Genomic DNA, 19,205 nt, shown 5'->3' on the forward strand with positions numbered 1-19,205 from the left:
CCGGGCCCAGACGAATGTGTTCACCAGCCTCATGCCCACCAGTGAACAGGCTCGGCTCCCAAAACGCGGAACGGGCGCCCCGCAAGGCGCCCGTCTCACGTATTCGGAACGGGAAGTACCGTTCCGGAAATCCCGTTCTAGAAATCCATATCCGGCATGCCGCCGCCTGCACCCTCGGCCGGGGCATCGGCGACGACGGCCTCAGTGGTGAGGAACAACGCCGCTATGGAGCCTGCGTTCTGGAGGGCCGAACGGGTCACCTTGGCGGCATCGATGATGCCGGCGACAACCAGGTCCTCGTACTCGCCGGTGGCGGCGTTGAAGCCAACCGAGCCTTCGAGGTTGCGGACCTTCTCGACAATGACGCCACCCTCGAGGCCAGCGTTCACAGCGATCTGGGTCAACGGACCCTCGAGTGCCTTGGCCACGATGCGGGTACCGGTGGCCTCATCGGCGGCCAGTGACTCACCGGCCTCCAGAGCGGCCGCCTGGGCACGAAGCAGCGTCACGCCACCGCCGGCCACGACGCCCTCCTCAATGGCTGCCTTGGTGGTGCTCACCGCGTCCTCGATGCGGTGCTTCTTTTCCTTGAGTTCGACCTCGGTGGCTGCGCCAACCTTCAGGACGGCCACGCCGCCGGACAACTTGGCTAGACGCTCCTGGAGCTTCTCACGGTCGTAGTCCGAGTCGGTGTTCTCGATCTCGCCCTTGATCTGGGCGATGCGCCCCGAGATGTCAGCGTCGTCGCCGGCACCCTCGACAATGGTGGTCTCGTCCTTGCTGACGACGACCTTGCGGGCCTGACCGAGCATGTCGAGTGTCACGGCGTCGACCTTGAGCCCAACCTCCTCGGAGATGACCTGACCACCGGTGAGGATGGCCATGTCCTGGAGCATTGCCTTGCGACGGTCACCGAAGCCCGGGGCCTTGACGGCCGCGGCGTTGAAGGTGCCACGGATCTTGTTGACCACGATGGTGGCCAGGGCCTCTCCCTCGACGTCTTCAGCGAGGATAAGCAGCGGACGGTTGGTCTGCATGACCTTCTCGAGGGCCGGCACTAGATCACGCACAGCGGTGATCTTGGAACCGACGAACAGGATGTACGGGTCCTCGAGGACGGCTTCCATACGGTCGGGGTCGGTCACGAAGTACGGCGAGATGTAACCCTTGTCGAAGCGCATGCCCTCGACGAGGTCCATCTCCATACCGAAGGTCTGACCCTCCTCGACGGTGATCACGCCGTCCTTGCCCACCTTGTCGATGGCCTCGGAGATCATGGCGCCAATCTCGGGATCAGCGGCCGAGATGGCGGCCACGTTGGCGATCTGTCCCTTGTCGCTGGAGACGTCCTGAGCCGAGTTGCGGATGGAATCCACAGCGGCGGCCACGGCGGCCTCTATGCCCTTCTTGATGGACATCGGGTTGGCACCGGCGGCCACGTTTCGTAGGCCCTCGCGGACCATTGACCAGGCCAGAACGGTGGCCGTGGTGGTGCCGTCACCGGCGACGTCGTCGGTCTTCTTAGCGACCTCCTTGACCAGCTCGGCGCCGATGCGCTCGTACGGGTCTTCGAGGTCAATCTCCTTGGCGATGGAGACGCCGTCGTTGGTGATGGTAGGGGCGCCCCACTTCTTCTCCAGGACGACATTGCGACCCTTTGGGCCGAGCGTGACGCGCACGGCGTCGGCCAGCTGGTTCATGCCCCTCTCGAGGGAACGGCGGGCCGTCTCGTCGAACGTGATGATCTTCGCCATCAGGAATGCCTCTCAGTCAGGTTTTCGGTACGTACTCAAGTGATGACCGGTCGGTCGGCAACCGGTCGACATGGCCGGCAGCTCACGGGCGCGGCTGCTGGCACTCTCTTGCTACGAGTGCTAATCCAACCAGCGGATCGGCGGTTTTCCAACGTCGGAAGGTTGTCCGACAGGCCACCGTCGACCGCTGAAGCGGCCGACCAAAAGCTGGCTCAGCCTCCGGCAACAGCCGGGACGATGGCCAGCGCAGCGCCGTCGGGCACCTCGGTGTCAAGCCCATTCAGGAAACGGACGTCCTCGTCGCTCACGAACACGTTCACAAAGCGACGCAGGGTGCCGGACTCGTCGGTGATTCGCTCGGTAAACCCTGGGTGGGTGGCATCAAGAGCTGCCAGGGCCTCGCCCACGGTGCCGGCCTCGACGTTGACCTCGGGCTGACCGGAGGTCAGCGGACGGAGGGTGGTGGGGATGCGGATGGTGACGGCCATGGCCGGCACGTTATCCACGGGCCAGCGCCTCACCGATGACGATCTCCAGGAGGGCGGTGGGCTCAGCCATGGCCCGAGCCATGCCGAAGCGTTCCGACAGCGAGACGACCCCATCGCGGTCCGCCACCTCCGGTTCGGCACCTCCCACCACCACCAGGAGGGGCACCCCGGCCGCAGCGGCGTAGACGCCCACGCCGCCGACCACTTTCCCCTCATACGAGGTCGCATCGAGCCAGCCCTCACCAGTGACCACCAGGTCGGCGTCGGCTACGTGTTCGTCCAGGCGGAGCTCCTCGGCCACCAGGTCGATCCCGTCGACTAGTTCAGCGCCCATGGCGGCCAGGCCTCCGGCTAGCCCACCGGCCGCCCCGGCCCGATCGAGGGTCGACACGTCTACGTCGAAGCGTTCGCCGTAGACCTGCACGAGACGTTCGAGTCGACCAGTCAACATCCGGACGTGAGCATCGGTGGCGCCCTTCTGAGGGCCGAACACCTCGGCCGCGTCAGCAAACCGGGTCCGCACGTCACAGGCCACCAACAACTCCACGCCCCGGTACCGGGCAGGTGAGCCCATGGCGTCGAGCGCACCCAACCCACCGTCGGTGGTGGCCGACCCGCCCATGCCGATGACGACCCGTCGAGCCCCGGACTCCACGGCGCTCAAGATGAGCTCCCCGACACCAGCCGTCGTGGCGTCCAGCGGATGGTTTCCATCGGCGCCTCCGGCCAGTTCCAGGCCCGCTACCCGGGCCATCTCGATGACCGCCGTGCCCCTGTCCAGTCGCCAGCCGGCCTCTACCGGAGCGCCCAGCGGTCCGGTGACCACCGTGGTCCGGTCCGGTCCACCCAGGACGTCGAGCAGGCCTTCGCCGCCGTCGGCCATGGGGATCTCGACGCAGTCGGCCCCGGCGGTGGCGGCGGCCCGCCCAATGGCCGCGGCGACCTCACGGGCCGTGCCGGTGCCCCGGAACTTGTCGGGGGCGGCGACCACCTTCATCGAAGCGACCAGTTTCCGTTCCGGATCGCCCTATCCGATAAACAGGTCGACCGGGGTCAGCCGCCCTGGATGGCCAGGTCGGATCCAAGGATGACCACGATGTCGGCGTTGTCAATCCGGTCCAGTGTGCCGTCAGGGACCGAGAGGCCGCCCGCCGGGAACTGCGAGAGGATGCTCGGGGCCTCACCGAAGTGTTCCTGGATTACCTGAGCGTCGCTGGCGTAGCCCGTCTTGTAGTAGATCCCGGTGACCGAGGTCTTGTTGGCGTTGGCCGGAGACTCCATGGCCCAGCCCAGTGGGCTGAGCATGTCCGTGACCTTGCCGGCTGCGCCGGATACGCCCGAGCCGTTGGCCACCAGAACATTCACCTCGTTGGGGGCGTGCGTGGGCTTCGGAAAGAGATCCTGGGTAGTGGTCGGGGCCGGGGCTTCCGTGGTGGCTGGCGCATCGCTTCCGGAATCGGCCGATGCGTCCGTATCGGCGTCGGCCGGTATCTCGTCAGCAGAGGCATCGCCAGCCTCGGCGGGCGTCTCGCCGGTCAACGAATCGGCAGTGGCGGCCTGGTCGGCAGCCGGCGTCATGGTTCCCGGAGTCGAGTCGACGGCCTTCCAGAGCAGAACCAGTCCAAGGAGGACGGCAATGGTGATCAACAGGAAGGCCCGGGGGGCCGCGGCGGCGTTGCTCGGACCGAACCCACCGCGTGAGCGGGTATTCATCGGGTGCCGTCTTCCTCGATCATCCGGGGCTCGAGGCGGGCCCGACGACGACGGTCACGCTGGCGCTGGAGGCGACGTACGACCAGCGGGTCGTAGGCCATGGCGTCGTCGGTATCGAGCATCTCGCCGAGCAGCTGGTAGTAGCGGGTAGCCGAGAGTTCGAACCGCTCACGGATCTGAACGTCCTTAGGCGCGGTGGCCGACCACCACGATCGTTCGAAGTCGAGAATGTCCCGGTCTCGCTGCGTCAGTGCCACACCCTGATGATTGTTCACCCGGGGTGGCCATTCAAGTACCCCCGGCGATGGGAATCCCCACGCAGTGGGCAGGTACTGATTCTGGTCAGTGTGGGCGCCAACGCGAAGCAGACCGGCCGTATCTCATCGTCGCTGGCCCAAGCCGGGTACGACTCCGATTTCGGGGCCCTGGTCAACCACGAAGTGGCCTTCGCCGGCATCAGGCTGGCCATGGTCTGGACACTGATTGTCACCACCATCATGTTCCGGGGTGCCAGTAGGTCGGCCTCGGCCTAAGGCCGGAGGCGTCAAGACGGGGAACAGCCGGCGGAATGGGTCGGACGAAACGTCCGGCCCATCTCAGTAGCCTCGTCAGGGAGGGAGGCCCGGCCACGTCGATTAACTGGTCGGAAGACCCGCACCATCCCGCCCGGGTAGCTCAGTTGGTCAGAGCAGGCGCCTTGTAAGCGTCAGGTCGTCGGTTCGAATCCGACCTCGGGCTCAAGGTCCCGCAATCCAGCTGGATCCGTGCGATGCTCGCGATCCCGGCGGGGAACGGACCCTGCCACTGGCGGGAGGAGTCCCCCTTGCAACGCTTCATCGAACGCTTCGGCGCCCTGTTCGGGGCCGTTTCGATCATCGGCATGATCGTCATGATGGCCATCGAGGGCGATCCGCCGGATGTATCCGAGAAGACCACCGAGCAGATCGTCGCCCACTGGGTGGACATGGGCGACGGGGCCTGGTTTGCCCTGTGGGTGGGGGTCCTCGTGGGGATTCTCATGTTGCTCTGGGGGCTCTGGACCAGCAACGCCCTCCGGGAACGAGGGGTGACCCTCCTGGCCCCCACTGCAGCCGTGGGCACCGTCTGCATGGCCGCCGGCATGGCCATGGACTCCGCTTCCCGGCTCGCCCTCCTCGACGCCGCCGAGCACATGCCCACCGCTGCAGTGGTGGCGGTCAGCGCCATGCTCCAGTACCTGTGGGTGCCCTTCCTTTTCGGCATGGTCCTCATCACGGTCGGTGTGAGCGCCTCAGCAAAACAGACGGGCCTCATTCCCTCGTGGTTGGCCTGGATCGGCTATGCGACAGCTCTCATCCTCGTGATCCCCCACCCGATCTCCTTCATCGGCTTCCTGGTGTTCGCCATCTGGCTGCTGCTCTCCAGCATCATCATGTTCCGCAAGACGGGCGCGACAGCCTGACCACGGTCACAGGTCGCGGGCCCGGGGCGTGCACGCCCCGGGCCCGCTGCGACCTAGGCCGTCCCGCCGTACGCCGGGCTCAGGTCCGACAGCGGGCCACCTCAAAGAGGGCAACGGCGGCAGCCGCCGAGACGTTCAGCGAGCCGAGTACCCCAGCCAGCGGGATGTGGGCAATGGTGTCGCACCGCTCCCGCACCAGGCGGGACAGGCCAGTCCCCTCGGCGCCCATGACGAGGGCCACCGGCTGGTCGGCCACCGCGAGTTGGTGGATGGCCCCATCTCCACCAGCGTCGAGGCCCACGGACCACACGCCAGCATTCGACATCTGTGACAACGCCTTGGGCAGGCCTCCAACCCTGGTCATCCGAAGGTGCTCGATAGCCCCAGCTGCCGACTTGGCCACCGTGGCCGTCACCCCAGCCGCCCGGTGACGGGGCAGAACCACACCGGTCACCCCGGCACACTCCGCTGAGCGCAGGATCGCCCCGAGGTTGCCGGGATCGGTCACACCGTCGAGTAGCAACAGGAACGGGTCTCGACCGGCAGCGTCGGGCACGAGGAGGTCGTCGAGCTCGTACTCCTGCAGCGGCTGGGCGAGGGCCAGAACCCCTTGGGCAGCCTCGGTGCGGGTCATGGACTCGAACTTGTTACGTGACACCTCGCGAATGGTGACCTTGGCCTCGTCGGCCAAATCGATGATGTCGTCGAGGATGGGGGCTGAGTCGAGATCGCCGGCCAGAACTACCTCACGGGTCCGGCGGGTGCCGGCCAGCAGGAGCTCTCGAACGGCCTGACGGCCCTCCACCTGGTCGCCACCCAGACCTTTGGGCCCGTCGCCACCGTCACGATTACCCAACGGCGAGGTGCCCCGCTGGCCCGAGCCACGGACCCGGCCGGAACCGCCCCCGGGCTTGTTGGGTCGACCGGTTGACGACCGGCGGGGCGGCGGTTCAGGGCGAGCCGCACCACGGTTGCCCTTGCCGACGTTCTGAGGACCGCCGCGACGGGGGCCACCCCTACTCGAACCAGCCTTACTCGGACCGCCTTTGCGGGCGCCACCGCCCGAACCCCTTCCACTTCCACCTCGGGAACCACTCACGAGGTGCCTCCATCTTCTCGCCCCGACGGGGCAACGGATCGAACCAACAGGACGACGGCGAAACAGGCCACACCCTCACGACGGCCCAGGGCACCGAGACCCTCGGCCCGCTTGCCCTTGATGGTGACCGGGCCACCGACTACTCGAGTCAAGCCGACCTCCATCTCATCACGACGGGGTGCCAACTTCGGGGTCTCGAGGACCACTGTGCAGTCCACGTTGGCCACCGTCCAACCCTCAGCAGCCACCGCGGCAGCCGCATTGGCCAACAGAGCCATGCTGTCGGCACCGGCGAAGGCAGCGTCGGTGTCTGGGTAGCGCTGCCCTATGTCACCTAGACCAGCGGCCCCAAGTAGGGCGTCGGTAACGGCGTGGGCCACCGCATCGGCGTCGCTGTGACCTGCCAGACCAGGGCCGTCGAACGTCACGCCGCCCAGGACCATGGGCCGGCCGGAATCCTCGCTAAACGGGTGGACGTCAAAGCCCTGCCCGATACGCAGTTCGGGGATCGTCGGTCGATCAGACCCGGAGTCAGCCATCGAAACCGCTCCCATCATCAGCCGACCCGAGGGACTCGGTGGCCAGCACAAGGTCCACCGGTCGGGTGATCTTGAGGTTCGCCGGCTCGCCATCCACGACCACCACTGTGCCACCGACGGCCTCCACGAGGGTGGCGTCGTCGCTAGCGTCGGTCCCAGCGGCATGGGCGGCCCGGAGTCGATCGGCTGGAAAGCCCTGGGGCGTCTGCACCGCCAGCACTCCGTCACGATCCACTACACCACCGTCGACCGCCCGGAGCGAGTCAGAGACCGGCACACCGGGCACCACAGCATCGGCGCCAGCCCGAACAGCAGCCACCACTCGGGCAAACAGCGCCGCGGTGGCCAAGGGGCGGGCACCATCGTGTACCAGCACCACCTCAGCGTCATCGGGGACGGCAGCCAGCCCGGCCCGCACAGACGCGGATCGGGTCGCGCCGCCTGCCACCAGGGTCACCACCGTCGCCTCGCCGCCGAGGCCGGCCAATAGCGCCTCAGCGGCCACAAGTCGTTCGGAAGCCACCACCACGACCACACCATCGGACGCTTCCATCGAGGTGGCCACGCTCCGGGACACCACCGGGCGACCACCGAGGTCGGCGGCCTGTTTGTCGCTACCGAACCGCTCGCCACGACCGGCAGCCACCACGATCGTCCAGACACTCATCGGGACCCCCTGCGGCATCTTTCCCAGTTCGGCACGCAACATCCCAAGGTCGGAGCAGATGCTGGTGTCGGCCGGGCGCTTTGCATCTCACTAGCATGGCCAATCGACATGCCGGACACCACGCTCTTTCGCGAAACCACCCTGTTCGCCGGGTTAGACGATGACGTCCTCGGGGAGATCGTCGCCGCCAGCCAGGACCTCGAGTTGCGGCGCGGGGACGTGCTGTTTCGTGAGGACGAACCGCCCGACGAGTTGTACGTCGTGGTGTCGGGCCGGATCGCCATCGCCAACAAGTCCATCGACGGCCGGGAATCAATGGTGGCCCTCATGGAGGAGGGCGACCTGTTCGGCGAGATGGGCCTGTTCGACGGGCGGGGCCGCTCGGCCGGAGCCCGGGCGCTGGAAACCTCGGTGGTCACCACCGTGCCGTACGGACCGGTACGCGACATCTACGAAGCCGACCCGACCCTGCTGTGGCGGGTGGTCGACATGCTGACCGGGCGACTGCGGACCATGGACGCCGCTCTGGCCGACTCGGTGTTCCTGGACGTGACCGGACGCACCGCCAAGCGACTACTGGAACTGGCTGGCGAGGATGACGAGTTCTCGCTGCCCATCACCCAAGAAGAGCTAGCCGGAATGGTCGGCGCATCACGGGAGCGGGTCAACAAGGCCATCGCATCGTTCATCCGACTGGGGTGGATCGAACAAATTGACCGCACCTACCGGATCACTAACCGCGAACAGTTGACGATCCGCTCCAGGTAGCTCGCTCCAGTTGGCCAGGTCCGGCTCAGCCGGCCAGCCAGTCGAGAACCTTCGCCCACGCATCCGCCGCGTCGTCGGCCCGGTGGGCCGGTCGCGATGCGTCGTGCACGAAACCGTGGTCGGCGCCCTCGTAGCGAAGAACCGTCGCGCCGGCGGCCTCGAGTTCGTCAACGTGGCCTGGTGGCGTCCATGCGTCGGCCGTGCCGATCACCGCCAGCACCGACGACGGATCGCCAGCAGCCATCGCATCCAACGGCTCCCGTTGGCCCGGGCCCTGCCAGGCCTCGGGCACGTGAATCATTCCGTAGAACGGGCACGACCGCTCGAAACGCCCGGTTCCCACCGCCTTGAGGGCGTACATCCCGCCCATGCAGAAGCCCAGAATCGACACCGTGCCAGCCCCAGTGGCCTCCGCGGCAGCCATGGCATCGCCCAGTACCCGGTCGTCGTGCAGCGTCGAAGCGGCGACCAGACGGTCACCCACGTCGAGTTGCTCGCGACCCGGATAGAGCTCGAAGGCAGCCACCGTCCAACCGGTCTCGGCGGCCAGACGCGCCACAAGGTCGTCGAACAGGGGTCGCATCCCCATGACGTCCGGGATCACCACCAGACCTCTTTCTGAAGGGGCTTGATCCACAGGACCCGACGGCGATTGAACCAGTTCGGCGGCGGTGCCCGAGGGCAGTTCGATTCGCACGGGGACGTTCCTAGCAGTCAGCGATCCCGGCTGGCACCCCCTGCGGGGAGCAGGCCGACGGCGGCGACGGCCTCGGCGAGGGTGGCAACGCGGACCAGTTCGATGCCGTCGGGCAGACCAGGTGTGGACGCCGGAACGACAGCACGCCGAAAACCCAGGCGGGCGGCCTCCATAAGGCGCCGACCGGTGCCAGTCACCTGACGCAGCTCCCCACCGAGGCCCACCTCGCCGAGGGCCACAGTGTCCGACCCCAGTGGACGACCCACCACGGCGGACACAATGGCGAGGGCGAGGGGAAGGTCAGCGGCCGGTTCGGTGGCCTGAGCGCCACCCACCACGGTGGCGTACACGTCAAGTGCTCCGGGATCGATGCCGACGCGACGTTCCAGAACCGCCAGTAACAGCGCCAGCCGGCGCCCGTCGAGACCCTGGGGTGAACGCCGAGGGTGATGTGTGGACGAACGGACCACTAGGGCCTGAACCTCCAATAGGAGCGGCCGATGCCCCTCCAGCGCGGGCAGGACCACTGAACCAGCAACGTCGGGGGCCCGGTCGGCCAGAAAAAGTCGACTGGGGTCGTCGACGGACTGCAGCCCGTCGGCGTCCATCGCGAACAGGCCGATCTCGTCGGTTGGACCGAAACGGTGCTTGACGACCCGCAGCATCCGCAGGGCGTGATGGCGATCACCGGTCAGCTCTGCCACCGTGTCGACCACGTGTTCCAGTGTCTTGGGTCCGGCCAGCGAACCATCCTTGGTGACATGACCGACCAGCACGGTGGCCAACGCACGGGCCTTGGCCTCGACTACCAGGCGTTGCGCCGACGCCCGGACTTGGCCGGCCGAACCGGGCGCACCGCCCTCGACGGCTAGGTGGACGGTCTGCACCGAATCCACGATGAGTAAGTCGGGTTCGAGTTGATCGAGATGGGCCAGGATCGCCTCGACAGAGGTATCGCTGGCCAACCAGAGGTCGTCGTGCACAGCGCCCAACCGCTCGGCCCGCAACCGAACCTGACCCGCAGACTCCTCGGCGCTGACCAGCAGGACCCGGCCGCCAGCACCGACCCGTGCGGCGGCGAGTTGCAGGGTGAGGGTCGACTTCCCGATGCCCGGCTCGCCGCCCAGCAGGGTGACCGAGCCGGGCACCAGGCCCCCTCCGAACGCCCGATCGGCTTCAGCCATACCGGTAGGCACCGCGGCCGACTCGTCGGGGGCCAACGTCGACATGGGCCGAACCTCGCCGATCCCGAGGTTCGCCGCGGCGAGCACGCTCGAGCCACCGGACCGGACTACCGGAACCTCCATCAGGGCGTTCCAGTCGCCGCAACTACCGCACCTGCCAACCCAACTGGGGTGTGGGGTGCCACACGAGGTGCACTCGAACGTGGTGCGGGTACGGGATCCGGTGGTGAGGCTCGCCATAGGACCGAACCTACGAACCGCCTGTGACAGGGGTCAGGTGGGGCGGGCCCGGAAGAGGCCAGCGAACCCGTCGATGACCGGGTGGGAGAACCCCTCGGGCACAAGTGCCGAGCCACGCAGCAACACCGTGGAAATGCCCAAGCTTCGTGCCGCGTCCAGGGTGACCGGTTCCGAATCGATGAGCAACATGTCGGCGTACTCCACGCTGGACATCCGCCGCAGAGCTTCGAACATGGCCGGACTGGGCTTACGGGCCCCGATCTCCCCGGAGGCCACCCACGGATCGACCCGCTGGTCCAGCCCGAAGCGACGCCGCAACTGCATCGACCACGGCAGCACCGCATTGGTCAGACACGCCACGGGCAGGCCCCGCTGCTCCATCCGATCTAGAAACGGCTGGACGTCGGCCCGCATCCGCACCCGCGACAGGTAGGTCGAATCGAGCGTGTCGGCCTCGCCCGGCACGCCGACGGCGGCCCAGAACTCGCCGCTGGAGAGATGTCCAAGGCTGGCCGCCCGGTACCGGTCGGCAACCTCACCGGGATCCACCACACCGCCGTTATCGCGCACGAACGGCACGAGGAGTCCCTCGGGATCGCTGCCCGGATCCCACACCACACCGATGCCGCCCAGAACCACCAGGCGCAACGTCCGGCCCTCCGATGACGTGGCCGGCCGAACCATCTCGATGACCGGCTTGGGCGCCGTTACCGAGGCCTGTCCCGATCGGTCGGAACCCGGCCCCTCGACCGCGGCCTTCCGTCGACGACGGGCCATCACCAGACGGAGGATCTGGAAGACCGACACCAGAAGGAACAGGCCGCCCGAGATGATCGACACCGTGCGCCACGTCCGTGGGGTGGAGTCGGTAAGCACCCCGGTGGCGTGAAAGAGGGTGGGCGCCGGGTCTCCGAGCACCACCGTCCACGATCCGCTAGACATCCCCTCCTCGACACCAAGCCCGGTGACTTGCTCGGGGACCTGCTCCGGATTGGTGGGCATCTCGGCCAGCAGGGTGAGAGAAAACGATGCCGTCGGGTCACAGGATCCGTCGGGGCATCCAGCCAGGTCCGCTAACTCACCGTCGGAGCGGGCGAACGGCAACCCGTCGAGGACCTCGGCGAGGTCGGCGTCAGCCAGCAAGTCCAAGCCCGGCGAGAGGTCAATCCGACCATCGAGGCGCCACGTGGTCTCGGCAAAGGCCCGCTCACGCACCAGCCGAACCTGGGAAATAGCGGTTGGCCCGACCACCTCGGCCAGCACGGCAGCCAGCCGATCCGGATGATCGAAGGCCTTGCGGGCGCTGATCCGGGCCGACCCTCCAATGGTCTCGGGCCCGCTGATCACCCAGCCAGCCTCAACGAGGTCACCCACCCGGACCCGCTCATCGAGTCCGCCGAGGGCCTTGACTGCCGACGAGTCCAGTTCGACGAGGAGGTCGACGTGTCCCGTGCCGTTTTCGGCGACGTCCACGGTGACCGTGGCATCGACCCGGCAGGCGGCGCTGGTCAGGACCACCAACAACAGGCCGAGGATGGCCGACGCGCGTCCTAACCGAATAGGGGTGTTCATCGGACCGGGAGACAGACCGAGCGAAAGGGAGGTGCGGCTACTCCGCGCCCTCGACCGCCATCTCGACGGTCGGTGGCTCGAATCCGGCGCCGGCCCGGAAGACCACCTGCCTGGTGCCTTTGGCGTCGCCGTCATCGGGCGCGTCCTCAACGTCGACCACGACAATGTCGCCAGCAGCGAACTCCTTGTGAAGCAGGCGCTCGGACAACGGATCCTCGACAAGACGCTGGAGGGCCCGACGCAACGGACGGGCACCCATCGACGGGTCGTAGCCTTGCTCGGCCAGGTGGTGCTTGACCGCCTCGGTGAGCTCCAGGCCCATGCCCTGGCCCGACAACTGGGTGGACAACCGCACGACCATCAGGTCGACGATGCGGGTCACCTCGGCCAGCGAGAGCTCATGGAAGACAATCGTGTCGTCGATGCGGTTTAGGAACTCCGGCCGGAAGTGCGCCTTGAGGGCATCGTTGACCTTGGCCTTCATCCGCTCGTAGCTGACCGCCTCGTCGGCCTTGGCGAAGCCAAGGTTGGCCTTTCGCAAGTCGGCCGTACCGAGATTGGACGTCATGATCAGCACGGTGTTGCGGAAGTCGACGCTGCGACCCTGCGAATCGGTCAGGCGACCCTCCTCGAGAATCTGGAGCAGCGTGTTGAAGACGTCCGGGTGGGCCTTTTCAACCTCGTCGAACAGCACCACGGAGAACGGGCGGCGACGCACCGCCTCGGTGAGCTGGCCGCCCTCTTCGTAGCCCACGTAGCCGGGGGGCGAACCGACGAGACGGCTCACCGTGTGCTTCTCCATGTACTCCGACATGTCAAGTGAGATGAGGGCCTGCTCGTCACCGAACAGGAACTCGGCCAACGTCTTGGCCAGCTCGGTCTTACCCACGCCCGACGGGCCCAGGAAGATGAACGACCCCGACGGGCGCTTTGGATCCTTGAGGCCGGCCCGGGTGCGCCGAATGGCCTGGCTGACCGCTTTGATGGCGTCCTCCTGGCCGATGACCCGCTTGTGGAGTTCGTCCTCCATCTTTAGGAGCTTCTGGGTCTCCTCCTCGGTCAGCTTGTAGACGGGGATGCCGGTCCACACCGAGAGGACCTCGGCTATGGCCTCCTCGTCAACCTCGTCGAACAGGTCCTGACCGGACGACTTGAGTTCGGCCTCCTTTGCCTCCTTGCGGGTCAGAAGTTCCTTTTCGGTGTCGCGCAGGCGACCAGCCTCTTCGAAGTCCTGAGACTCGACGGCCGCCTTCTTACGCTGCACCACCTCGGCCAGATCAGTTTCGATCTCACGCATGTCGTCGGGCGTGTCCATGCGCTTGATCCGCATGCGGGAACCGGCCTCATCGATGAGGTCGATGGCCTTGTCGGGGAGGTGCCGGTCCGAGATGTACCGGTCGGCCAGGTTCGCCGCTGCGACCAGGGCCTGGTCGGTGATGGTGACCCGGTGGTGGCTCTCGTAGCGCTCCCGAAGACCCTTGAGGATCTCGATGGTGTGGGGCACTGTGGGCTCGTCGACCTTCACGGGCTGGAAGCGGCGCTCCAGGGCGGCGTCCTTCTCGAGGTGCTTGCGGTACTCGTCGAGCGTGGTGGCACCGATGGTCTGGAGCTCACCACGGGCCAGCATGGGCTTCAGGATGGATGCCGCATCGATGGCGCCCTCGGCGGCACCGGCGCCGACAAGCGTATGAATCTCGTCGATGAACAGGATGATGTCACCCCGGGTCTTGATCTCCTTGAGGACCTTCTTGAGGCGCTCCTCGAAGTCGCCGCGGTAGCGGCTGCCCGCCACCAGGGCGCCCAGGTCGAGGGTGTAGAGCTGCTTGTCGCGGATGGTCTCCGGGACGGCGTCGTCGGCGATCATCTGGGCCAGACCCTCGACGATCGCCGTCTTGCCCACGCCAGGCTCGCCGATAAGGACCGGGTTGTTCTTGGTGCGACGCGACAGCACCTGCATGACCCGCTCGGTCTCGCGGTGGCGGCCGATGACCGGGTCGAGCTTGCTGTCTCGGGCGGCCTGGGTGAGGTTGCGGCCGAACTGGTCGAGGACGAGCGAGCCGGACGCCGAATCGCCGCCGCCGCCGCCGCTGGTGGCACCCGCCTTGTCCGAGGATTCGGACGGGCCCTGGCCGGAACCGGCATAGCCCGACAAGAGCTGGATGACCTGCTGGCGGACCCGTGAAAGGTCGGCGCCCAGCTTCACGAGGACCTGGGCGGCCACGCCCTCACCCTCGCGGATCAGACCCAACAGGATGTGCTCGGTGCCGATGTAGTTGTGCCCCAGTTGCAGCGCCTCGCGCAGCGAGAGTTCCAGGACCTTCTTGGCCCGGGGAGTGAACGGGATGTGGCCGCTGGGCGAACTGGCACCGTGACCAATGAGCTCCTCAACCTGGCTGCGGACGGCCTCCAACGAGATGCCGAGCGATTCGAGGCCCTTGGCAGCCACGCCCTCACCCTCGTGGATTAGCCCAAGCAGGATGTGCTCGGTGCCGATGTAGTTGTGGTTGAGCAGCCGCGCCTCTTCCTGGGCGAGTACCACGACCCTGCGGGCCCTATCGGTGAAACGCTCGAACAACGCCGATGCCTCCTGCGCTCAGTGAACTGGCTCTGCCAGCTCTGGTGACGTCTCCCCCGTCATTTCAAAGTGTACCGGTGGCCCGTGACGCCCCATTGGCGCGTTTCCCACCCCGGGATTCCCCTCCGGGGCGGGTCCGTTTCGCCCGGAACGGGCGGCGCCGTATCCTCACCGGGTGGCTTCCGTCTCCCCAGCGATCACCGGCGTGTCGGTGAACCGACTTCTAGACCTTCCCGGGATGGCCGACGCGTTGGCCCGCACCGAAGCTGAACTCCGAACCGTCGTGGAATCTGGCGACCCCTTCCTAACCGAGGTGGCCCGCCATCTCATTGACGCCGGCGGCAAACGAGTCCGTCCCGCACTGACCGTCACTGCCGCCCAGGTACTGGATGCCGATCCTGGCGTGGCCTCCCACGACGTCATCCGGGGCGGAGTGGCCGTCGAGCTGGTGCACCAGGGATCGCTGTACCACGACGACGTGATGGACGGCGCCGAGACCCGACGCACCGTCCAGAGCGTGAACGCCCGCTGGGGCAACCCCGAGGCCATCCTGGCCGGCGACTACCTGCTGGCCCGCGCCTCGGAGATCGCCGCGGACCTAGGTACCGAGGTGGCCGGACTGCTGGCCTCGACCATCGCCTCACTCTGCGAGGGTCAGGTTCGCGAGCTTCGCCATGCCTTTGACGTGGACCGAACCGAAGAGGCCTACCTGGCTTCGATCACCGGCAAGACCGCCTCATTGCTGTCCACCGCGGCCCGGGTCGGAGCCATCGTGGCCGGCCATCACCGTGAGGTGATCGAGGCGCTGACCGACTTCGGCCACCACTACGGCATGGCCTTTCAGGTGGTTGACGACCTCCTCGACGTGGTTGCCACCGACGATCAGCTGGGCAAGCCAGCCGGCAACGACCTAGTGGAGGGCACCTACACGCTGCCCGTGATCCGGGCTCTGGCTGGACCATCGGGTAGCGAGCTACGGGACCTGCTGGGCGGACCGATCGACGCCGCCACCCGGGACCGGGTGCGTGACGTGATCCGGACCGATGAGGCCATCGGGGCCACCCGCGACACCGCTATCGAATTTCTGGGCTCGGCCCGAGGGGCGCTCGACGGGCTGCCGGCCAACCCGTCGGTCGGCACCATGCAGGCCACCTGCGACCTGCTGTTGGACCGCCTCGACGGGTCGTTCTAACTCAGGACCTGTTACTCAGGTCCTATTGCTCCGGTCTGAGTGTCGGGAAGAGGATCACGTCGCGGACTGTGGTCGTGCCAGTCAAGAACATGACCAGACGATCCATACCGATCCCCAACCCACCGGTGGGTGGCAGCCCATACTCCAGTGCCCGCAGATAGTCCTCGTCGACGGCCATGGCCTCGGCATCACCCGCGGCCTTCTCGGCCTCCTGGGCCACGAAGCGAGCCCGCTGCTCGTCGGGGTCCACCAGTTCACTGAAGGCGTTGCAGAGCTCACGACCAGCGACGATCCCCTCGAAGCGTTCTACCCAGCCCGGCTGCTCCCGGTGGTCACGCGACAGCGGCGAAACCTCCTTGGGGTAGTCGGTCACAAAGATCGGGCCCCACAGCTCGGCCTCGGTCGTCTTCTCGTACAACTCCAATATGAGCTTGCCGGGCCCGTAGTGGTCCTTGACCGGGATGTCGCGCTCCTCGCACAACCGGATTAGCTCGTCACGTGGGGTGTCGAGATCAACGGTCAGGCCGCCGTATTCGGTCAGCAGCTCGAGCATGGTGGCCCGACGCCACGGCACCGACAGATCCAGATCGCGACCGTCGTAGGTCAGCGAGGTCGTGCCGCACACCTCCATGGCTAGATGGGCCACCAACTCCTCGACGAGGGACATGATGTCGGTGTAATCGGCATACGCCTGATACAACTCGAGCATCGTGAACTCAGGGTTATGACGAGGTGACAGACCCTCGTTTCGAAACACCCGTGCGATCTCGAACACCCGCTCGAAGCCGCCCACGGTGAGGCGCTTGAGGTACAGCTCAGGAGCGATGCGTAGGTAGAGCTCCATGTCCAACGCGTTGTGGTGTGTGGTGAACGGGCGGGCCAGGGCCCCACCGGGAATCGGATGGAAGGTCGGCGTCTCGACCTCGAGAAAGTCCCGCTCCTCGAGCCAACGGCGAGTGGCCGACAGGATCCGGCTGCGAGCCACAAAGGCGGCCCGAGACTCGTCGGTCACCCACAGATCGACGTAGCGCTGACGGAAGCGGGTGTCGACGTCGGTGATGCCGTGCCACTTGTCGGGGAACGCCCGACGGGCCTCGGCCAAACGGATCCACGAATCGACCCTGATACTCAGCTCGCCGCGCCGGGTCTTGAGTACCTCGCCGGTCACTCCGATCCAGTCACCCAGATGAAGGCCGGTGAAGCCCGCGAAGTTGGGGGTGGACCGCTGTAGGGCGAACAGTTGCACCCGGCCGGTGGAGTCCTGGAGGTCGCCGAAGGCCAACTTGCCCTGGTCGCGGCGAAGCATGAGGCGTCCGGCCACGGTGACCACCACGCCGGTCTCCTCGCCGTCGGCCAGATCCGCGTAGTCGGCCACCACAGCGCCCGCGGTGGTCGTCGGATCGAACCGGTACGGCACCTGCTCCTCAAGGCCAGGCTCCTCGGATACCTGCTCGTCGGTCATAGGTTTCGCTCGTGGACGAGACGGAGACCGTGCAGGGTCAGGAACGGTTCGACGTGCTCAATGGTCGCCGTCGACGGGGCGATCAGGTGGGCTAGACCACCGGTGGCTACCACCGTGCAGCCACCCAACTCCTCGCGGAACCGCTCGACCATGCCGTCGATCTGAGCGGCGAAGCCGTAGACAGCGCCCGACTGCAGCGACTCGACGGTGCTCTTGCCGATCACGTTGCGGGGTTCGGCCAACTCCACGGCCCGCAGTGCTGACGCTCGGCCGAACAGGGCGTCGAGGCTCACTTCCACACCGGGGGCGATGGCCCCGCCCAGGAACTCGCCGTCGGCGGAGATCACGTCGAAGTTATTACCGGTACCGAAGTCGACGACCACCGTCGGGCCACCATAGAGATCGTAGGCCCCCACCGCGTTTGCGATCCGATCGGCGCCGACCTCCCTGGGGTTGTCGTAGAGGATCGGCATGCCAGTTTTCACACCTGGTCCGATGACCACCGGTTCGAAGTCCACGTAGCGGTCGATCATGGTTCGAAGGCTGGCCAGCACCCGGGGCACACCGGCACATATGGCCACGCCGGTGACCTGCCCCTCGAGGTCGTGGCCGCCCTGACGTAGCAGGTTGCGGATGAGCACCGCGTGCTCGTCCGCCGTCCGGTCATGGTCGGTACGGATCCGCCAGTGGTCGACCAGCCCGGAATCGGCCGCGGCGACCGGGGAGCCAACCTCGTAGAGGCCGAGCACCGTCTGGGTGTTGCCCACGTCAACGGTCAGCAGCATCAGGCTGGCGCCCCTCTCTGAAGATCCGGGTCGAGGTCCAGACCAAGGTCCAGAGACGGCGCCCCGTTGGTCAGGGCGCTGGTCGAGATGCAGTCCACTCCTGTCGCCGCATAGTCGGCTACCCGGTCCAGGGTGATCCCACCGGATGCCTCGACGAGCGGTCGCGTGCCGTGGCGTTCGCCATGGGCATGCACCTCGGCGATGCAGCTGATTATCGATGTGGGGGTCATGTTGTCGAGCAGCAGCGCATCAGCGCCGGCCTCCAGCGATTCGCGGACCTGGTTGAGAGTCTCGCATTCGACATGCACGGTACGCGCCGGCCAGAGCGAACGCGATGACGCCACGGCAGACGCTATGTCGGTGCCGGTGAGGTGGTTGTCCTTCAACATGACCCAGTGGCTGAGGTTGGTCCGGTGGTTCCATCCCCCGCCGGCCCGCACGGCGGCCCGCTCTAGTGCTCGGAGGCCCGGCGTGGTCTTACGGGTGTCCCAGATCCGAGTGGCACCAGCCCCCTCGACCCAGAGGGCGGTGGTGGTGGCCACCCCGGAGAGATGACAGAGAAAGTTCAACGCCGTGCGCTCGGCGGTCAGGATCGGGGCCAGCGGACCCCGCACGGTGGCCACCACGTCGCCGGGAGCGATCCGGTCACCGTCAGCACGCAGCCAGAGAACCTCGATGGCGTCCGACACCTGTGCAAAGGCCTCCGTGGCGCACGCTGAGCCGGCCAGTACCCCGTCGTCCCGGCTAGCTAGCACTCCGTCGGCCATCGCGTCGGCCGGTACGAGCGACGCGCTGAGGTCACCGTCGGGCGTGAGATCCTCATGGAGGGCCAGCACCACCGCGTCGGCTACCTCGTCGGCCTGCGGCTCGAGGGAACCCGCCTGATCGGCCAGGTGGGCTATCAGCGAGGAAGGCAGTCGTCCAGCCGAGCTCTGGGGGTTGGGATCATGCACGGGCCAAGCCTGCCCGGGGTCGGTGCCGGATCGGCTCATCCGGCTGGCGCTCCGACGTTGTAGATGAGGCGAGCCT

General features: G+C 66.9%; 19 protein-coding genes and 1 tRNA gene. 5 read left to right on the forward strand and 15 right to left on the reverse strand.

All coding sequences use genetic code 11. From position 1 onward, the window contains the following. Positions 1-137: 137 nt before the first annotated feature. From groL to QF777_09565, 5 genes are all read right to left on the reverse strand, one after another. Positions 138-1,757, reverse strand: a complete 1,620-nt coding sequence (gene groL / locus QF777_09545) for a chaperonin GroEL (protein MDP6911791.1) — start codon at positions 1,755-1,757, stop codon at positions 138-140. A gap of 209 nt (positions 1,758-1,966) precedes the next feature. Beyond that, the gene (locus QF777_09550) at positions 1,967-2,260 is read right to left on the reverse strand and encodes a MoaD/ThiS family protein (protein MDP6911792.1); all 294 of its coding nucleotides are present in this window, start codon (positions 2,258-2,260) and stop codon (positions 1,967-1,969) included. Continuing rightward, positions 2,253-3,239, reverse strand: a complete 987-nt coding sequence (locus QF777_09555) for a glycerate kinase (GenBank protein ID MDP6911793.1) — start codon at positions 3,237-3,239, stop codon at positions 2,253-2,255. Before QF777_09555 ends, QF777_09550 begins: the two co-directional genes overlap by 8 nt. 56 nt (positions 3,240-3,295) lie before the next feature. Continuing rightward, the gene (locus tag QF777_09560) at positions 3,296-3,955 is read right to left on the reverse strand and encodes a LytR C-terminal domain-containing protein (GenBank protein MDP6911794.1); all 660 of its coding nucleotides are present in this window, start codon (positions 3,953-3,955) and stop codon (positions 3,296-3,298) included. Further along, positions 3,952-4,212: a DUF3263 domain-containing protein gene (locus QF777_09565; GenBank protein MDP6911795.1), complete on the reverse strand. Its 261-nt coding sequence runs from the start codon at positions 4,210-4,212 to the stop codon at positions 3,952-3,954. The genes QF777_09560 and QF777_09565 overlap by 4 nt, the downstream gene beginning before the upstream one ends. Before the next feature lie 90 nt (positions 4,213-4,302). Here QF777_09565 and QF777_09570 point away from each other — a divergent pair, with 90 nt between their 5' ends. From QF777_09570 to QF777_09580, 3 genes are all read left to right on the forward strand, one after another. Continuing rightward, a complete protein-coding gene (locus QF777_09570; protein ID MDP6911796.1) occupies positions 4,303-4,488 on the forward strand; it encodes a hypothetical protein in 186 nt (61 codons plus the stop codon). Positions 4,489-4,619: 131 nt separating this feature from the next. After that, positions 4,620-4,693, forward strand: a tRNA-Thr gene (locus QF777_09575). A gap of 85 nt (positions 4,694-4,778) precedes the next feature. Then, the gene (locus QF777_09580) at positions 4,779-5,396 is read left to right on the forward strand and encodes a hypothetical protein (GenBank protein MDP6911797.1); all 618 of its coding nucleotides are present in this window, start codon (positions 4,779-4,781) and stop codon (positions 5,394-5,396) included. 79 nt (positions 5,397-5,475) lie between these two features. On the opposite strand, the gene rlmB is transcribed toward QF777_09580, so the two are convergent. Genes rlmB through ispD form a run of 3 tightly spaced genes read right to left on the reverse strand, consistent with a single transcriptional unit; the run spans position 5,476 to position 7,701 of the window. Then, positions 5,476-6,495 carry a 23S rRNA (guanosine(2251)-2'-O)-methyltransferase RlmB gene (gene rlmB / locus QF777_09585; GenBank protein ID MDP6911798.1) on the reverse strand — a complete coding sequence of 340 codons (1,020 nt, stop codon included), beginning with the start codon at positions 6,493-6,495 and terminating at the stop codon, positions 5,476-5,478. After that, on the reverse strand, positions 6,492-7,034 hold the full coding sequence (gene ispF / locus QF777_09590) for a 2-C-methyl-D-erythritol 2,4-cyclodiphosphate synthase (protein MDP6911799.1): 543 nt from the start codon (positions 7,032-7,034) through the stop codon (positions 6,492-6,494). The genes rlmB and ispF overlap by 4 nt, the downstream gene beginning before the upstream one ends. After that, a complete protein-coding gene (gene ispD / locus QF777_09595) occupies positions 7,027-7,701 on the reverse strand; it encodes a 2-C-methyl-D-erythritol 4-phosphate cytidylyltransferase (GenBank protein MDP6911800.1) in 675 nt (224 codons plus the stop codon). Before ispD ends, ispF begins: the two co-directional genes overlap by 8 nt. 108 nt (positions 7,702-7,809) lie before the next feature. Here ispD and QF777_09600 point away from each other — a divergent pair, with 108 nt between their 5' ends. Beyond that, positions 7,810-8,469 (forward strand): Crp/Fnr family transcriptional regulator, encoded by a 660-nt coding sequence (locus QF777_09600; GenBank protein ID MDP6911801.1) that lies wholly within the window; start codon positions 7,810-7,812, stop codon positions 8,467-8,469. Between the two features lie 25 nt (positions 8,470-8,494). Here the strand turns inward: QF777_09600 and QF777_09605 are convergent, their stop codons facing one another. The 4 genes from QF777_09605 to QF777_09620 form a co-directional block, all read right to left on the reverse strand. Then, positions 8,495-9,106, reverse strand: coding sequence for a dienelactone hydrolase family protein (locus QF777_09605; GenBank protein ID MDP6911802.1), 612 nt, complete (start codon positions 9,104-9,106; stop codon positions 8,495-8,497). Positions 9,107-9,183: 77 nt separating this feature from the next. Beyond that, positions 9,184-10,590, reverse strand: coding sequence for a DNA repair protein RadA (radA, locus tag QF777_09610; GenBank protein MDP6911803.1), 1,407 nt, complete (start codon positions 10,588-10,590; stop codon positions 9,184-9,186). Positions 10,591-10,623: 33 nt separating this feature from the next. Further along, entirely contained in the window at positions 10,624-12,162 is a 1,539-nt protein-coding gene (locus tag QF777_09615) for a hypothetical protein (GenBank protein MDP6911804.1), read from the reverse strand. A gap of 37 nt (positions 12,163-12,199) precedes the next feature. Further along, entirely contained in the window at positions 12,200-14,737 is a 2,538-nt protein-coding gene (locus QF777_09620; protein MDP6911805.1) for an ATP-dependent Clp protease ATP-binding subunit, read from the reverse strand. A 175-nt stretch (positions 14,738-14,912) separates the two neighbouring features. On the opposite strand from QF777_09620, the gene QF777_09625 reads away from it, so the two are divergent. Beyond that, positions 14,913-15,929, forward strand: a complete 1,017-nt coding sequence (locus QF777_09625) for a polyprenyl synthetase family protein (GenBank protein ID MDP6911806.1) — start codon at positions 14,913-14,915, stop codon at positions 15,927-15,929. Positions 15,930-15,951: 22 nt separating this feature from the next. Here the strand turns inward: QF777_09625 and lysS are convergent, their stop codons facing one another. Genes lysS through nadC form a run of 3 tightly spaced genes read right to left on the reverse strand, consistent with a single transcriptional unit; the run spans position 15,952 to position 19,129 of the window. Beyond that, a complete protein-coding gene (gene lysS / locus QF777_09630; GenBank protein ID MDP6911807.1) occupies positions 15,952-17,391 on the reverse strand; it encodes a lysine--tRNA ligase in 1,440 nt (479 codons plus the stop codon). Continuing rightward, a complete protein-coding gene (locus tag QF777_09635) occupies positions 17,388-18,176 on the reverse strand; it encodes a type III pantothenate kinase (GenBank protein MDP6911808.1) in 789 nt (262 codons plus the stop codon). Before QF777_09635 ends, lysS begins: the two co-directional genes overlap by 4 nt. After that, positions 18,176-19,129, reverse strand: coding sequence for a carboxylating nicotinate-nucleotide diphosphorylase (gene nadC, locus QF777_09640; GenBank protein MDP6911809.1), 954 nt, complete (start codon positions 19,127-19,129; stop codon positions 18,176-18,178). Before nadC ends, QF777_09635 begins: the two co-directional genes overlap by 1 nt. Positions 19,130-19,205: the final 76 nt, after the last annotated feature.

This window comes from Acidimicrobiales bacterium (genome assembly GCA_030747595.1).
GTDB lineage: Bacteria > Actinomycetota > Acidimicrobiia > Acidimicrobiales > MedAcidi-G1 > UBA9410.

Coding starts and splice junctions, on each gene's coding strand:
- QF777_09555 (MDP6911793.1), bottom strand. CDS start 3,239: ATGAAGGTGGTCGCCGCCCCCGACAAGTTCCGGGGCACCGGCACGGCC.
- lysS (MDP6911807.1), bottom strand. CDS start 17,391: ATGACCGACGAGCAGGTATCCGAGGAGCCTGGCCTTGAGGAGCAGGTG.
- ispF (MDP6911799.1), bottom strand. CDS start 7,034: ATGGCTGACTCCGGGTCTGATCGACCGACGATCCCCGAACTGCGTATC.
- QF777_09560 (MDP6911794.1), bottom strand. CDS start 3,955: ATGAATACCCGCTCACGCGGTGGGTTCGGTCCGAGCAACGCCGCCGCG.
- QF777_09615 (MDP6911804.1), bottom strand. CDS start 12,162: ATGAACACCCCTATTCGGTTAGGACGCGCGTCGGCCATCCTCGGCCTG.
- QF777_09600 (MDP6911801.1), top strand. CDS start 7,810: ATGCCGGACACCACGCTCTTTCGCGAAACCACCCTGTTCGCCGGGTTA.
- ispD (MDP6911800.1), bottom strand. CDS start 7,701: ATGAGTGTCTGGACGATCGTGGTGGCTGCCGGTCGTGGCGAGCGGTTC.
- QF777_09635 (MDP6911808.1), bottom strand. CDS start 18,176: ATGCTGCTGACCGTTGACGTGGGCAACACCCAGACGGTGCTCGGCCTC.
- radA (MDP6911803.1), bottom strand. CDS start 10,590: ATGGCGAGCCTCACCACCGGATCCCGTACCCGCACCACGTTCGAGTGC.